At 70.4% G+C, this 12,839-nt stretch carries 18 protein-coding genes and 1 pseudogene; 7 read left to right on the top strand and 12 right to left on the bottom strand.

Going from position 1 to position 12,839, the window contains the following annotated elements:
* Positions 1-3 precede the first annotated feature (3 nt).
* Positions 4-729: pseudogene (locus tag Adu01nite_RS16525) on the top strand (AAA family ATPase); the annotation flags it as partial.
* Here Adu01nite_RS16525 and Adu01nite_RS16520 read toward each other — a convergent pair.
* A complete protein-coding gene (locus Adu01nite_RS16520) occupies positions 722-1,108 on the bottom strand; it encodes a MarR family transcriptional regulator (protein ID WP_239132457.1) in 387 nt (128 codons plus the stop codon). The pseudogene Adu01nite_RS16525 and the gene Adu01nite_RS16520 sit on opposite strands and share 8 nt — an antisense overlap.
* On the opposite strand from Adu01nite_RS16520, the gene Adu01nite_RS16515 reads away from it, so the two are divergent.
* Entirely contained in the window at positions 1,109-1,630 is a 522-nt protein-coding gene (locus tag Adu01nite_RS16515; RefSeq protein ID WP_239132456.1) for a zinc-binding dehydrogenase, read from the top strand. It abuts the gene before it with no gap.
* Between the two features lie 81 nt (positions 1,631-1,711).
* On the opposite strand, the gene Adu01nite_RS16510 is transcribed toward Adu01nite_RS16515, so the two are convergent.
* Positions 1,712-2,182, bottom strand: coding sequence for a MarR family winged helix-turn-helix transcriptional regulator (locus Adu01nite_RS16510; protein ID WP_203727747.1), 471 nt, complete (start codon positions 2,180-2,182; stop codon positions 1,712-1,714).
* A gap of 107 nt (positions 2,183-2,289) precedes the next feature.
* On the opposite strand from Adu01nite_RS16510, the gene Adu01nite_RS16505 reads away from it, so the two are divergent.
* Positions 2,290-3,879: a DHA2 family efflux MFS transporter permease subunit gene (locus Adu01nite_RS16505; RefSeq protein ID WP_203727746.1), complete on the top strand. Its 1,590-nt coding sequence runs from the start codon at positions 2,290-2,292 to the stop codon at positions 3,877-3,879.
* 5 nt (positions 3,880-3,884) lie between these two features.
* Here Adu01nite_RS16505 and Adu01nite_RS16500 read toward each other — a convergent pair whose 3' ends face one another.
* Genes Adu01nite_RS16500 through Adu01nite_RS16475 form a run of 6 tightly spaced genes read right to left on the bottom strand, consistent with a single transcriptional unit; the run spans position 3,885 to position 7,420 of the window.
* Positions 3,885-4,544, bottom strand: a complete 660-nt coding sequence (locus tag Adu01nite_RS16500; RefSeq protein WP_203727745.1) for an MSMEG_1061 family FMN-dependent PPOX-type flavoprotein — start codon at positions 4,542-4,544, stop codon at positions 3,885-3,887.
* A 10-nt stretch (positions 4,545-4,554) separates the two neighbouring features.
* On the bottom strand, positions 4,555-5,883 hold the full coding sequence (locus Adu01nite_RS16495; RefSeq protein WP_203727744.1) for an MFS transporter: 1,329 nt from the start codon (positions 5,881-5,883) through the stop codon (positions 4,555-4,557).
* A gap of 22 nt (positions 5,884-5,905) precedes the next feature.
* On the bottom strand, positions 5,906-6,445 hold the full coding sequence (locus tag Adu01nite_RS16490) for a methyltransferase family protein (protein WP_203727743.1): 540 nt from the start codon (positions 6,443-6,445) through the stop codon (positions 5,906-5,908).
* Positions 6,445-6,756 carry a hypothetical protein gene (locus tag Adu01nite_RS16485; protein ID WP_203727742.1) on the bottom strand — a complete coding sequence of 104 codons (312 nt, stop codon included), beginning with the start codon at positions 6,754-6,756 and terminating at the stop codon, positions 6,445-6,447. The genes Adu01nite_RS16490 and Adu01nite_RS16485 overlap by 1 nt, the downstream gene beginning before the upstream one ends.
* Positions 6,753-7,154, bottom strand: coding sequence for a M48 family metalloprotease (locus Adu01nite_RS16480; RefSeq protein WP_203727741.1), 402 nt, complete (start codon positions 7,152-7,154; stop codon positions 6,753-6,755). The genes Adu01nite_RS16485 and Adu01nite_RS16480 overlap by 4 nt, the downstream gene beginning before the upstream one ends.
* 50 nt (positions 7,155-7,204) lie before the next feature.
* Positions 7,205-7,420 (bottom strand): putative signal transducing protein, encoded by a 216-nt coding sequence (locus Adu01nite_RS16475; RefSeq protein ID WP_203727740.1) that lies wholly within the window; start codon positions 7,418-7,420, stop codon positions 7,205-7,207.
* Between the two features lie 106 nt (positions 7,421-7,526).
* Between Adu01nite_RS16475 and Adu01nite_RS16470 the strand changes: the two genes are divergently transcribed.
* Positions 7,527-8,231, top strand: a complete 705-nt coding sequence (locus Adu01nite_RS16470) for an SIMPL domain-containing protein (protein WP_203727739.1) — start codon at positions 7,527-7,529, stop codon at positions 8,229-8,231.
* 128 nt (positions 8,232-8,359) lie between these two features.
* Here Adu01nite_RS16470 and Adu01nite_RS16465 read toward each other — a convergent pair whose 3' ends face one another.
* The 3 genes from Adu01nite_RS16465 to Adu01nite_RS16455 are packed head-to-tail and all read right to left on the bottom strand — an operon-like array spanning position 8,360 to position 10,220.
* Positions 8,360-9,073 carry a hypothetical protein gene (locus tag Adu01nite_RS16465; protein WP_203727738.1) on the bottom strand — a complete coding sequence of 238 codons (714 nt, stop codon included), beginning with the start codon at positions 9,071-9,073 and terminating at the stop codon, positions 8,360-8,362.
* Positions 9,066-9,560 carry a sigma-70 family RNA polymerase sigma factor gene (locus tag Adu01nite_RS16460; protein ID WP_203727737.1) on the bottom strand — a complete coding sequence of 165 codons (495 nt, stop codon included), beginning with the start codon at positions 9,558-9,560 and terminating at the stop codon, positions 9,066-9,068. The genes Adu01nite_RS16465 and Adu01nite_RS16460 overlap by 8 nt, the downstream gene beginning before the upstream one ends.
* Positions 9,561-9,563: 3 nt before the next feature.
* A complete protein-coding gene (locus Adu01nite_RS16455; RefSeq protein WP_203727736.1) occupies positions 9,564-10,220 on the bottom strand; it encodes a hypothetical protein in 657 nt (218 codons plus the stop codon).
* Positions 10,221-10,354: 134 nt separating this feature from the next.
* On the opposite strand from Adu01nite_RS16455, the gene Adu01nite_RS16450 reads away from it, so the two are divergent.
* Entirely contained in the window at positions 10,355-10,711 is a 357-nt protein-coding gene (locus Adu01nite_RS16450) for a nitroreductase/quinone reductase family protein (RefSeq protein WP_203727735.1), read from the top strand.
* Here the strand turns inward: Adu01nite_RS16450 and Adu01nite_RS16445 are convergent.
* Positions 10,688-11,929, bottom strand: a complete 1,242-nt coding sequence (locus tag Adu01nite_RS16445) for an MFS transporter (protein WP_203727734.1) — start codon at positions 11,927-11,929, stop codon at positions 10,688-10,690. The genes Adu01nite_RS16450 and Adu01nite_RS16445 overlap by 24 nt on opposite strands.
* A gap of 44 nt (positions 11,930-11,973) precedes the next feature.
* Here Adu01nite_RS16445 and Adu01nite_RS16440 point away from each other — a divergent pair, with 44 nt between their 5' ends.
* Both Adu01nite_RS16440 and Adu01nite_RS16435 read left to right on the top strand, forming a co-directional pair.
* Positions 11,974-12,429, top strand: coding sequence for a nuclear transport factor 2 family protein (locus tag Adu01nite_RS16440; RefSeq protein ID WP_203727733.1), 456 nt, complete (start codon positions 11,974-11,976; stop codon positions 12,427-12,429).
* Positions 12,416-12,814, top strand: a complete 399-nt coding sequence (locus Adu01nite_RS16435; RefSeq protein WP_203727732.1) for a nuclear transport factor 2 family protein — start codon at positions 12,416-12,418, stop codon at positions 12,812-12,814. Before Adu01nite_RS16440 ends, Adu01nite_RS16435 begins: the two co-directional genes overlap by 14 nt.
* Positions 12,815-12,839: the final 25 nt, after the last annotated feature.

Genomic DNA, 12,839 nt, shown 5'->3' with positions numbered 1-12,839 from the left:
CCGATGATCCGACCCTGTACGGTCGTACTCAACGGTGATCTCGGTAGCGGCAAGACAACCGTGTCGGTGATGCTGGCGGAGCGGCTGGGGGTGCGCCGGGTCAGCATCGGCGATCTCTACCGCCGGATGGCCGCCGAGCACGGCATGACCGCGCTGCAGTTCAACCTGCACTCGGAGCTGGACGACAAGGTCGACCACTACATCGACCAGCTGCAGCACGACATCGCCGCCTCGGACGAGCGGCTGGTGGTGGACAGCCGGCTGGCGTGGCATTTCTTCACCGACGCCCTGAAGGTGCACCTCATCACCGATCCCGTCGAGGCCGCCCGGCGGGTGCTCGGCCGGCCCGGCGACGCGGTGGAGAACTACGGCAGCATCGAGGACGCCGGCCGCCAGCTCGCCGACCGCAGCGAGAGCGAACGGCAGCGGTTCCTGTCCCGGTACGGCGTGGACAAGACCGACCTCCGCAACTACGACCTGGTCTGCGACACCACGAGCGCCGACCCGGAGCAGGTGGTCGCGCGGATCGTCGAGATGCTCGAGCGGCCGCCCGCCGCGCTGGTCTGCTACCTCGACCCTCGTCGCGTACGCCCCGCCGCGGTGACCGACGACGACGGCGAGATCGCGGTGGTGCATCGGGCGCCGCACTTCGTCGCCGTCCGCGGGCAGCGGCGACTGGAGGCCGCGGTGCGGGCCGGCGAAACCCTGACTCCGATGGAACTCACCTCGGCCTGAGCGGCCCCGGGCCCGCGGACGCGATCAGGATGGGTTCGAGCAGGGTGGCGAGGGTCCGCAGCTGGTCCGCGTCCAGCCTTTCCGTCGCGGGCTCCATCGTGGTGCGGACCTGGGCGTAGAGGCGCTCGGTCAGCTCCAGGCCGGCCGGGGTCAGGAACACGTCGAGCGCCCGCCGGTCGTCCGGGTTCTTGTCGCGCCCGATCAGGCCGCGGCGCTCGGCCCGGTCGATCAGGCCGGACATCGACGACTTGTCCACGCCCAGGAACATCGCCAGGTCGGTCACCCGGGCGCGGCGGTCGCGCAGGATGCCGAGCACCCGCAGCTGGGTCAGGTCGCCCTGCGCCGGCGCATCGACTTCCAGGCCGGGCAGCAAGTGCTGATCCTCGGCGCGACCGGCAGTGCGGGCCGGATGGCGATCCAGATCGCCAAGCTCTTCGGCGCCGCCCGGGTGATCGCGGCCGGGCGCGACACCGCCCGGCTCGCCACGCTGGCCGCCCTCGGTGCGGACGAGACGATCACCTTCGACAAGATCGACCGGGCCGCCGACGCCGATGTGGTGCTCGACTACGTCTGGGGCGAGGCCTCCGCCCAGGCCATGCTGCCGCTGCTCACCGCCCGTGCCGACCGTGGCGCCCCGATGACCTGGATCCAGATCGGGTCGATGGCCGGCGAGCTCGCGGCCATCCCGTCGGTCGCCCTGCGCGGGGCCCGGCTGCAGATCGTCGGCAGCGGCATCGGCTCCATCGCCCCGCGCGACTTCATGGCCGAGCTGCCGGCCCTCGCCGAGGCGCTGGCGACCGGCCGCGTCGACGTGCAGGCCCACGCCGTACCCCTGAATCGCATCAACCAGGCGTGGACCGCCGAGACCGGCGACCGCCTGGTCTTCATCCCCTGACCCGACCCGGCATCATGATCGGATGGACATTGCGTCGTCCGCGCCGGACCCGCTGACCTGCGCCCAAGCGCGAGGTGTGAGCTACCGCGCCGGCAGTTCCTCGAGGTAGCCCTTCATCGTCCGGCTGACGTCGCCGAGGAAGCGGGCGAACTCGTCCAGGAGCTCGGGCGGGTAGCCGTCCATCATCGCGCCCATCCGGTCGATCAGGGGGTCGAAGAAGCGGTCGACCATCGCGTCGACGCCCTCGGTGGCGTGCAGGGTGACGACGCGCCGGTCGGCGTGGTTGCGCACCCGCTCGATGTGGCCGGCGGCTTCGAGGCGGTTCAGCAGGGACGACGTGGCGCCGGTGGTCAGGCCGATGCGATGGCTCAGCTCGGACTGGGTCAGCGGCGCGCCGTTGTCCTGGGCGCCCAGGATCTCCACCAGCGCCCTGGCGTCGGTGTGGTGCAGGCCGGCCGCGATGCCGAGCTGCCGGCCGAGCTCGCCGAAGAGCGTGCCGTGGTCACGCAGGCCCATGAGGACCCGATCGCGTCGAGCATCAGCGTCCGTCATTTCGGCGATCATACCCGGATCAAACTGTCACACCGTCAAACATTCCCTCGGCGTACTTAGCTTGATGCTGTGATAGTTTGATGGTGTAACTACTTGAAGGGATAACCATGCCGGCACAGTCAACAACGGCTCGCAAATGGTGGGGGCTGGTCGCGATCGCGCTCGGCGTCTCGCTGATCGTGGTGGACACGACGATCGTCAACGTGATCACCCCGTCGGTCATCGAGGACCTGGCCATCAACTCCTCGCAGGCGCAGTGGATCCAGGAGTCGTATGCGATCACCTTCGCCGCGATGCTGCTGGTCTTCGGCCGCCTGGCCGACCTGATCGGGGCGCGCCGGATCTTCGCGGCCGGCGTCGTCGTGTTCGGCGTGACCAGCCTGCTCGCCGGCCTCGCGCCGAACGGTGAGGTGCTTATCCTGGCCCGGTTCCTGCAGGGTGTCGGCGGGGCGATGCTGCTGCCGACGTCGCTGTCGCTGCTCAACCAGACGTTCACCGGCAGGGAGCGCGGTCAGGCGTTCGCGGTGTGGGGCTCGACGATCGGCGCGGCCACCGCGGTCGGCCCGGTGATCGGCGGGTGGTTCGCCGAGCACGCGAGCTGGCGCTGGGCGTTCGGCATCAACGTGCCGCTCGTCGTGCTGATCTTCGTCTTGACGCTGGTGTTCATCACCCCGTCGCCGCGGACGGCCGGGCGGATCGACGTGCCCGGAGCGCTGCTGTCGATGGCCGGGCTGGGAGCTCTCGCCTTCGGTCTGGTCGAGGGCCGTACGTACGGCTGGGTGACGGCCGCGAACGGGCATGCCGATGTGGCCGGCCTGTCGCCGGTGTTCCTCGCCCTGGTGGCCGGGGTCGTCCTGCTCGGGTTGTTCGGGTGGCGGCAGGCGCGACTGAGCCGCCGCGGCGGGCAGCCGCTGATGGATACCCGCCTGTTCACCATCTCGTCGTTCCGCAACGGCAACATCGCGACCGTCATCATCGGGCTGGGCGAGTTCGGCATCATCGCGGTCCTGCCGCTGTGGCTGCAGTTCACCCTCGACTACAGCTCCCTGCAGGCCGGCGTCGCCCTGCTGCCGTTGGCGATCGGCAGCTTCGCCGCCAGCGGCGCGAGCTTCGGTCTGGCCGAGAAGGTGTCCGCGCTCGGTCTCGTCCGGCTCGGCCTGGCCCTGGAAGCCGTTGCTCTCGTCGGGCTCGGCATCGTCGCCGGGACCACCTCGGCGCCGTGGTGGTCGATCGCGATCGTGCTGTTCGTCTACGGCATCGGCGTCGGCTTCGCGACCGCCCAGGTCACCAACGTCGTGCTGGCCGACATCCCGGCCGCCGAGGCCGGCCAGGGCTCCGGCGTCCAGGCCACCTTCCGGCAGCTCGGCTCAGCGCTGGGCATCGCCGTGCTGACCACGGTCTTCTTCTCCGCCCTCGGCCGCGACGTCAAGGACACCCTCAGCGGCGGCCCGATCCCGTCCGACCAGATCGACCGGTTCGCGGCGACGGTCACCGACAGCGCCGGCGCGGCCATCGCCCCGCTCGCCGCCGACCCCGCCACCGCCGCGGTCGCCGACGCCGCCCGCGACGCCATGGCCCACGGCATCGCCATCGGTTCCTACCTCGCCGCCGGCCTGCTCGCGCTCGGCCTGCTGGCGACGCTGCTGATCCCGGCCGCCCGGCCGGCCCCCGAGCCGGTGGAGGAACTCGTGCACTGAGCCGTCTACTCGTACCGGTACTTCATCATGTCCGCCTCCGCCTGCTCGATCTGGGCGATCGTCAGCTCCGGCATCCGCATCTGGGCCAGGGTCACCTCGGCCGACGTCGGCTGGGCGTCGGCCGGCAGCCACTGCTCCGGTTTCCATGCGCCGCTGCGGATCAGCGATTTCGGGCAGTGCGGGTAGACCTCCTCGATCTCCAGCACGATCGCGCTGGCCGGCGGCTTGCCCACGGCGGTCAGCTGGGACAGCAGATCGGGGCGGGTGGAGACGCAGGCCCGGCCGTTGAGCCGGAGCGTGGTGGTGCGCCCCGGGATGACGAAGAGCAGCCCGGCCCGGCCGGTGACGACGATGTTCTGCAGGGTGTCCAGCCGCTTGTTGCCGGTCGCGTCCGGGATCGCCACGGTCCGCTCGTCCAGCACGGCGACGAACCCGGCGGGCCCGCCGCGCGGCGAGACGTCACAGTTGCCCGCGGCGTCCACGCTGGCCACGAACACCAGCGACGAGCAGCCGATCAGCCGCCGGGTCTGATCGGTGAGCTCGGTCATCTGCTTGCGCACGGCCCCGTCGCTCGGAAGCGCGTAGACCTGGCGAAGCGCCTCGTGGTCGGCCACGGCGTCAAGCCGCAGCGAGTCGAAGACACTGGTGGCCCGGACAGACGTCATACCATCGACCTTAATAGACCGACCCGAATGCCGGGGACTCCGCGTAGCGGGCGCTCAAGCGGTGATACGGGCGGCTCCGCAGGGCCGCCGTCGTGGCGATCAGGCCGATCATGCCGGTCAGCACGAAGACCAGGGCCAGGCCGCGCTCGGCGCCGGTGCCGAACCAGTCGCCGATCGCGCGGGCGCCGGCGCCGTCGGTCATGAACGGGATGAAGAAGAACTGGGCCACCGGGGAGATCAGGAACGCGGTCAGCGGAGACGCGGCCTGTTCGACGCTCTGGGCGAAACCGAAGACCCGGCCCTGCCGTTCGTACGGGACCACCTTCTGCAGGATGGTCTGTTCGGCGGCCTCGGCGTACGGCGCGAGGGTCATGTAGACGAACAGGCCCGCGCACAGCAGCACCACCGAGGAGCGCAGCGGGAACAGCGCCGTCACCGCCCACAGCACCAGGTTGATCGCGAGCAGGACGCGGACCGGGTTGGCGCTCAGGCCGGTGCGGGCGATCATCAGGCCGCCGACGATGAAACCGGTGCTGAGCAGGCCCCACAGCAGGCCCCACACCTGGACCGAGACGAGCGACAATCCGTACGCGTCAAGCAGCGCCATGAAGATGCCGCCGAGCAGATTGTTGAACGCCGAAAAGACGATCAAAGCCGACAGACCAGGAACTGAGCGTACGAGGGTGATCGTGCCCCGCAAGTCGACGCTGCGCTTCTCGGTGGTGTCCTTGGCCGGCTCGGGCAGCGCCACCAGAGCCAGGTGCAGCAGCGCGCCGCCGAGCACCACCAGCGCGAGGACCAACACCCAGGTCATCCCGCCGTACGCCACGAGCAGGCCGCTGATCACCGAGGTGACCAGGATCGACGTGCCGGAGACGGTGCCGACCAGGCCGTTCGCGCGGTCCCGGGACTCCGGCTCGATCAGCACGGTGACCAGGGTGGCGAGTGCGATGGCCCGCGGGTTGCTCGCGATCACGCCGAGCATGAGCAGGACCACCATGCTCCAGAGCACGGGACTGGCCGGATCGGTGAACTCGGCGCGGGGCGTGGCCAGGTAGATGGCGAGGGCCGCCGCGTACACGATCGTGGAGGTCAGCGCCGAGACCTGGAGCACCGTCTTCTTCGGGAAGTGGTCGACGAGACTGCCGAACCAGATGCCGGTGAGCGCGGTCATCACCAGGAAGATGCCGGAGATGACACCGGTGGCGAACACCGATCGCGTCTGCAGATAGACGTAGAAGGTGATCGCGAACCAGACCGTGAAGTTCATGACCGAGACGAGCAGAGTGTTGATCAGCACCTGGTAGAAGGCCGCCCGGTTGCCCCTGATCGCGCTCATCGAACCACCCTACGGTCGGCGGCTACCAGATGTAGGGGATGAGCCGGGCTCGGTGGGCCGCGAAGTCGCGGTAGCGGTCGCCGAGCTGGGCCGTCAGCGCTCTCTCCTCGACCCGCATCCGATGCAGCAACGCGACCAGGACCAGCACGAACGCGCCGGCCGCGCCCACCCAGTTGCCGATCATCACGCCCACCCCGGCGATCATGAGAAGCAGGCCGGTGTAGCTCGGATGCCGCAGCACACGATAGGGGCCGCGGTCGATGACGGGCTGATCCTTGCTGGTCAGGACCACGACGGTGAAGTACCGGCCGAGCGTCACGAACGACCACCAGCGCAACAGGGCACCGGCCCAGCCGACCGCCGCCCCGACCACTTCGCCCCCGATGACAGCGCCGGGGGCGACCGCCCGGCCGAGTGGCCACATGGCGATGGCGGCGAAGAGCAACAACCGGAAGACCATTTCGGCGCGTACGTCCACTCGCGTCGCGCCGCGCCGCCGGCGGAAGGCCTGCACGAGCTCACCCGCCGCGAACGCACCGCAGGTCACGACGAGGACCACCATCAGGCGGTCAGTTCGCGCAGAACCCGCCTCTGGTGCACGGCGAGCTCCTCATCGATGTGGGCCGCCTCGGCCTCGGTGAGGGTGACCGCGGCCGCCAGCCGGGGACGCTGTTCGAGCATCTCGGCGCGCAGCCCGGCGGGCGGATGCGAGGCGTACAGCGACGTCTCGGTGTGCCGGCTCAGGCGGCGCAGGACCGGAAGGTTCGCGGCGAGGTTAGTCCGGGCGACCCGCGCGGCGTCGTGCCAGGCCGGCATGCCGTTGCCGGCCCGGGCCTCCCGGCGGACCACGGTGTCGATCGACGCCCGCATCACGAAGTGATCCGCCAGGCCGACCGCCACAGCGGCAGGCCGATGCACAGCACCCGGGTGCGGCGCAGGCCGCCCGCGGCGGTGAACGCGTTCAGGTCGTACCCGACCATCACCACCTGGGGGACCGGCGCGCCGACCGCGGTCGCGACCCGCTGGACCAGGCCAGTCAGCCGGGGGATCCGGTCCGCCTCCACGATGGTGCCCCGCCCGGCGAGGTCGGTGAGCCGGCCCGCCACCCGGTGCAGCCGGCGGTCGATCCAGCCGATGCCGAAGAGGGCCGGCGTCGCCTGGTCCAGGTTCCAGTCGCAGGACGGGCACCACGGCTCGCGAAGCCCGGTGGTGACAGTGGATTTCGCGCAGCGCGGGCAGGCGACGGACGGCGGGGCGGGAAGAGCGGTCACGGCCGAGGATCATGCCGCTCTGAGTGCCGTCCGCGCGACCCCGTTTGCCGTCAGGACGCCGTTTCGGCCAGGATCTCCCGGGCCTTGGCCTCGTCGGCGGCGGCGACCAGCACCAGCACTCCCTCCAACTGGAGGGAGCCGATCTCGCCGCCGGCGTCGTCGGCCGAGATCCATGCGTTGATGCCCGCGCTCTGCAGGAGGCCGGCCACGATGTCGCCTTCGGCGCGGCTCGACACACTGGCAACGCTCACCGTCTGATTGGTCACGGGTGAAACCCTACTTTCAGCCGGACGATCTAGATGTACGGGATACCCGCGCCGACCTGCCGTCCAAAAGCCTTGAATAGGTAGAAATACGGCTGGAAGGTACCAAATGAAAACGTCACGAGTCGCCGCGGTTGCTCTCGTTGTGCTGTCGTCCACTCTGTTGAGTGGCCGCCCGGCCGCGGCAGCGGATGCCCCGCCCGTCGAAAGCATCATGGTCACCGGCAGCGGCGAGGTGTCCGGCCAGCCCGACCTGCTCACCGCCGACTTCGCGGTGGAGACCGAGGCGTCCACAGTCGGCGATGCCCTGGACCGAGCGAGCACGGCCGCGAACAAGATGCGGGACGCCCTCGTCCGGGCCGGGATCGCCCGGGCCGACCTGCAGACGTCGAACGTGAACGTCGGCACGCGAACCGACGACGACCGGAAAATTGTCGCCTACACCGTGAATCAGGGGCTCACCGCGACGATCCGGAACCTGCCGAAGGCCGGGGCGCTGCTGTCCGCGGCCATCGCCGCCGGTGGCGACGCGGCCCGGCTGAACGGTGTGTCGTTCGCCATCGAGGACGACACCGCCCTGCTCGCCGAGGCCCGCAAGAAGGCGTTCGCCGACGCCCGCGGCAAGGCCGAGCTCTACGCCCGCGAGGCGGGCCGGCCGCTCGGGCGGGTCCTGCGGATCAGTGAGGCGACGTCCGGCGGCGGGGGACCGGTCCCGATGGCCGGCATGATCGCCTCGGACGCGAAGCTCTCGATCGAGCCGGGCCGGCAGCGACTGTCGGCGTCGGTCACGGTGGAGTGGGCCCTGCGCCCGTAACCGGGCCACGGATGCCCGCGGCCGGCCGGTGGCCGGGAAGCCGTGGCCATCAGCATCTCGACCCGCGCCGACACCGAACGACGTTGCCGCTGGCGGTCATCGCGATCGGCGATGACCGCCAGGGCCCGCTAGAACTTGATCGTCTGCATCCCGGTCCAGCCGGTCTGGTCGGTGCCGATCAGTTTCTGGTCGACCTTCAGGATGCCGTAGCGGCCCTCCAGCTCGACCTGACCGGAATCGCCGGCCGGCACCACCCGCCAGACCTGCGCCTCGGTGCCGTCCTTGCACGGCTGCAGCGCCAGCGGCTCCTGCGGCGTGTCGGTCACGCACATGCCGGGCTGCGCCACCGGGATGATCAGCACCCGGTTCTCACCGGTCACCGGTGCCGGTTGCAGCGACATCTCGGTGGTGTCGTCCTTGGTGGAGCCGGTGAAGTCGACGACGTTGTCCGGGCCGGCCTGCATCCACCGGTCCACGCCGTCGTCCGCCACGTCGATGAGCACGCCGACCTGCAGGTCGACCCCGATGCTGCGCAGTTGGGTCACCTTCGATCGGGTCGAGGTCGACGGCTTGTAGCTGGGCAGGGTGCTCGGCGTCGACGACGGGAGCGACACCGACGGCGACGGGCCGACCGGGGTCACCGAGCGCTGCGGGCGGCGGTCGAGGAGGGCGCCCGCACCGACCGCGGCGATCAGGACCGCGGCGAAGGCGGCACCGGCCGCGCGGTTGCGGCGGCGACGGTCGCCGCGGCGGCGGATCTCCTCGGCCGGGGCGAGCTGGGCGGTGCGCTGGACCTGATCCGCGTAGGCCTGGAGCCCGGGGTTGATGGGATCATCAGACATCGCTGCGCTCCTCCTCGTCGGTCAGGTAGGCGGCCATCGCCCGGCGACCCCGGGCCAGCCAGGTGGTCACGGTGCCGGCCGGGATCCCGGTCTCCTGGTGGATCTCGGCCACGCTCAGGCCGCACAGGTGGTGCAGCACGATCACCCGGCGCTGATCGGCCGGCAGGCGGCGCAGCGCGGCGACGATCGCCACGTGGTCCGGGCTCAGTGCCTCGACGTGCCGGTCGCTGTCGTCCTTGCGATGGGCGTGCAGCCGGTTGACCGCCTTACGCCAGGTGCTTACCGCTTGGCGGTACGCGACCTGGCGTACCCAAGCCTCGGGATTCTCGTATTTGCTGATCTTGGACCAGCGGTTCCAGGCGCGCAGATATGCCTCCGCGACCGCATCCTCGGCTTCGGCCTGGCTGCCCACCATCATCGAGACGTGGGCGAGAACCCGGCGCGAGGACGTCGCGTAGAACGCGTCGAAATCCCCGGCATCACGCATGATTCACTTCGCGAACGTAATGGTCTGCAGGCCCGTGCGGCCGCTCGCCCCCGTCGTGATCCTTCCGTCCTCGACCCGGATGATGCCGTACGTTCCGCGAAGTTCGAACTGACCGGAGTCGCCGGCCGGCACCACGGTCCAGATCTGCGCGGGCTTGCCGGTGGCGCAGGTCTCCAGCTTCAGGGCGGCGCCGGCGGTGTCGGCGACGCACGAGCCGTCGCCGAGGTCCTCGTTCCAGAACGGCGGGACGATCAGCACCTGGTTCTTCCGGCCGCCCGGCGCCGCCTTCAGCGACATCATCGTCGCGTCGGTCTTCGTGGTGCCGGTGAAGTCGACGCCGTCCTTGCCGATCGCGAGGAAGCGGTCCACGCCGTCGTCCGCGACGTCGATCAGAACGCCCTCGTCGAGGGTGATGCCGAGCTTCTTGAGCTGACTGACGTCGGCCTTCGCGGGCTTCGCCGTCTTCGTCGGCGTCTTGGTGGCCGTCTTCGTGGCGGCTTCCTTGACCGGCGCGCTGGTGGCCTCGGTGGAAACCGCAGCGGACGGGGTCGGTGCAACGGATGCGGCCGGTGCGGCGGCGGTGCCCGTCCCGTTGCCGGCGCACCCGTACAGTGCTGCGACGCCGGCGAGGGCAACGGCTCCGACGATGATCGAACGCATGGGGTGACTCCTTGTCGGGGGTGTGATGTGCCTCGAACACGCCCCGGGAGCCCGGCCGATTTCAGCCGTTCGGTAACGGAAAGATAACGCCTGCGCTTGACCTGAAGTCGGCTTGAGGTCGCAGGATGGGGGCCATGACGTCGACGGACGAGGCGCGACAGGCGCTGGAGACCCAGCAGACCGTGGAGATCACCACCACCGGGCGCCGCAGCGGCGAGCCGCGCCGGATCGAGACCTGGCGGTACCGGGCGGCCGGCCGCTACTGGCTGACCGGCAGCCCGGGCGCGCGCGACTGGTACGCCAACATGCTCGCCGACCCCCGCTTCACCCTGCATCTGAAAAATCAGGATCTTGCGGTACGCGGCCGCCCGGTCACCGATCCCGACGAGCGAGCCCGCGTCTTCGCCGAGATCGTGCCGACCCTCGACTGGGCCGAGAGCCTGGAGAGCTGGCTCGCCGGCAGCCCGCTAATGGAGATCCTGTTCGACTGAGGCGGTGGGCAGCTCGCGGGTGGTGCGCAGGGGCGAGGCGAGGAGCGGAATCAGCGGGATCACGCCGGCCGCCGCCGCGATCCACAGCGTGGCCCGGGCCCCGATCGCCTGGCCGAGCACACCGCCCAGGAACGCGCCGATCGGCAGCGTGCCCCAGACCAGGAAGCGCATGGTGGCGTTCATCCGGCCCAGCAGGGCCGGCGGCGTCAGGCCCTGCCGGAAACTGACCTGGGTGATGTTGTTGACCGAGACACAGGCCCAGATCCCGAGGTACGCGACGGCCGCGACCCACAGCAGCCAGCCCCGCTGCGCCAAGGGAACGACGAACTGCAGCGGCACGCACACCGCGATCGGAATCCAGATCGCCGGCCCCTGCCCGATCCGGGCCGCGATCCGGCGGGCGGTCAGCGCGCCGACCAGGGCGCCGACCGAGGCGATCGAGTAGAAGACGCCGATCGTGCCGGCCGGCAGCCCCAGATCCCGGGCGAGCAGCACCACAAGCATCGCCGTGCGCGCGGCCGACATCAGGTTGTAGGTGGAGATGCACAGGGCGATCGCCCGCAGCAGCCGATTGCCGAAGACGAACCGCAGGCCGTCGAGGATCTCCCGGCCCAGGTGCCGGTCCGGGCGGCGTTCCGGCCGCTCCTCGATGGCGGCGATCCGGCTGACGAACAGGGCCGAGCCGGCGAAGCTCACCGCATTCAGCGCCAGCGCGTACGGCGCGGTGATCAGCTGGATGACGAAGCCGGCCAGCGTCGGCCCGACGATCTGGCTCGTCGCCCGGACACCCTCCAGCTTGGCGTTGCCCTCGACCAGGTGTTCTGGCCCGACCAGGTGCGGCAGGTAGCTCTGGTAGGCGATGTCGAAGAAGACCGTGAACACGCCGGTGGCGAGGGCGACCAGGCAGAGCTGGGTCACGGTGAGCCCGCCGAGCGCCCAGGCGATCGGCACCGAGGCCAGCAGGGCGGCGCGCGCGAGGTCACTGACGATCAGGACCCGGCGCTTGCGCATCCGGTCGACCCACGCCCCGGCCGGCAGCCCGACCAGGAGGAAGGCCAGGGTCTCGCACGCGTTCAGCAGACCGGCCTCGAAGTTGGAGGCGCGCAGCACGATCACCGCGACCAGGGGTAGCGCCAGCAGGCTGACCTGGGCGCCGACCTGACTTATCGCGTCGGCGAGGAAGAGACTCCGGAATCCGCGGTCACGAAGCAGTCCCATCGACGGTCATCGTACCGGCCGGCCGGCGGATAGGATGTTCGATCATGGACAGTCCACGTGAGGTCTTCCTCCGGCTGGTGAACGGCGTCTGCGACGGCCCATACGACGAGCTCGCCGAGCTGTACGCCGAGCAGACCCACGTCTCTCACCCGTTCCACCCGCTGAGCCCGCCGCCGCTGCTCAGCCGCGCGGAGCTGCACGAGCATTTCACCGGCGCACCCCCGGTCGCCCGCACCCTGATCCGCAAACCGGTCGACATCACCGTGCACGAGACCGCCGACCCGGAGGTGATCGTCGCCGAGTTCGCCTACCGCGGCCACGTCGCCGAGACCGGCGAAACCTTCACCGTGCCCTGCGTCTTCATCATGCGCATCCGCGACGGCCGGATCATCGAGTCCCGCGACTACATCGACGCGATCGCCAGCGCCCGGGCGTGGGGCCAGCTCGACAGCCTGCTGGCCGCCCTCCGCCCGGCCGAGGAAGCCGATGCTGACCGCTGACGACCGGTTCGCCATCGCCGACGTGATCAACCTGCACGGGCACCTGACCGATCGGGGCGACTTCGACGGCATGACGAGGGTGTTCGCCGCGGACGTCACCTACGACCTCACCGCCTTCGGCGCCGGCGTGCTCACCGGGCCGGCCGAGATGAAGGCGGCCGCCCTCGCGCTCGGCGACGCCAATCCGCTCGCCCACCACGTCACCAACATCGTCGTCGAGGAGCGGAGCGACGGCACGGTCCGTGCGCTGTCGAAATACCTCGGCGTCATGGCGAACGGTTCGGTCGGCAGCGGCACCTACGAGGACACGCTCACCAACGGCGACGACGGTTGGCGGATCACGCACCGGGTCGTGCGGCCGCGCCGAGTTCCGCTGCAGGCCTGACATGGGAGTCAGCGCGTTCGTGCAG

Source organism: Paractinoplanes durhamensis (genome assembly GCF_016862175.1).
Classification (GTDB): Bacteria; Actinomycetota; Actinomycetes; order Mycobacteriales; family Micromonosporaceae; genus Actinoplanes; species Actinoplanes durhamensis.
The sequence above is the reverse complement of the archived record's forward strand: the minus strand, read 5'-3'. Positions and strand labels throughout refer to the sequence as shown.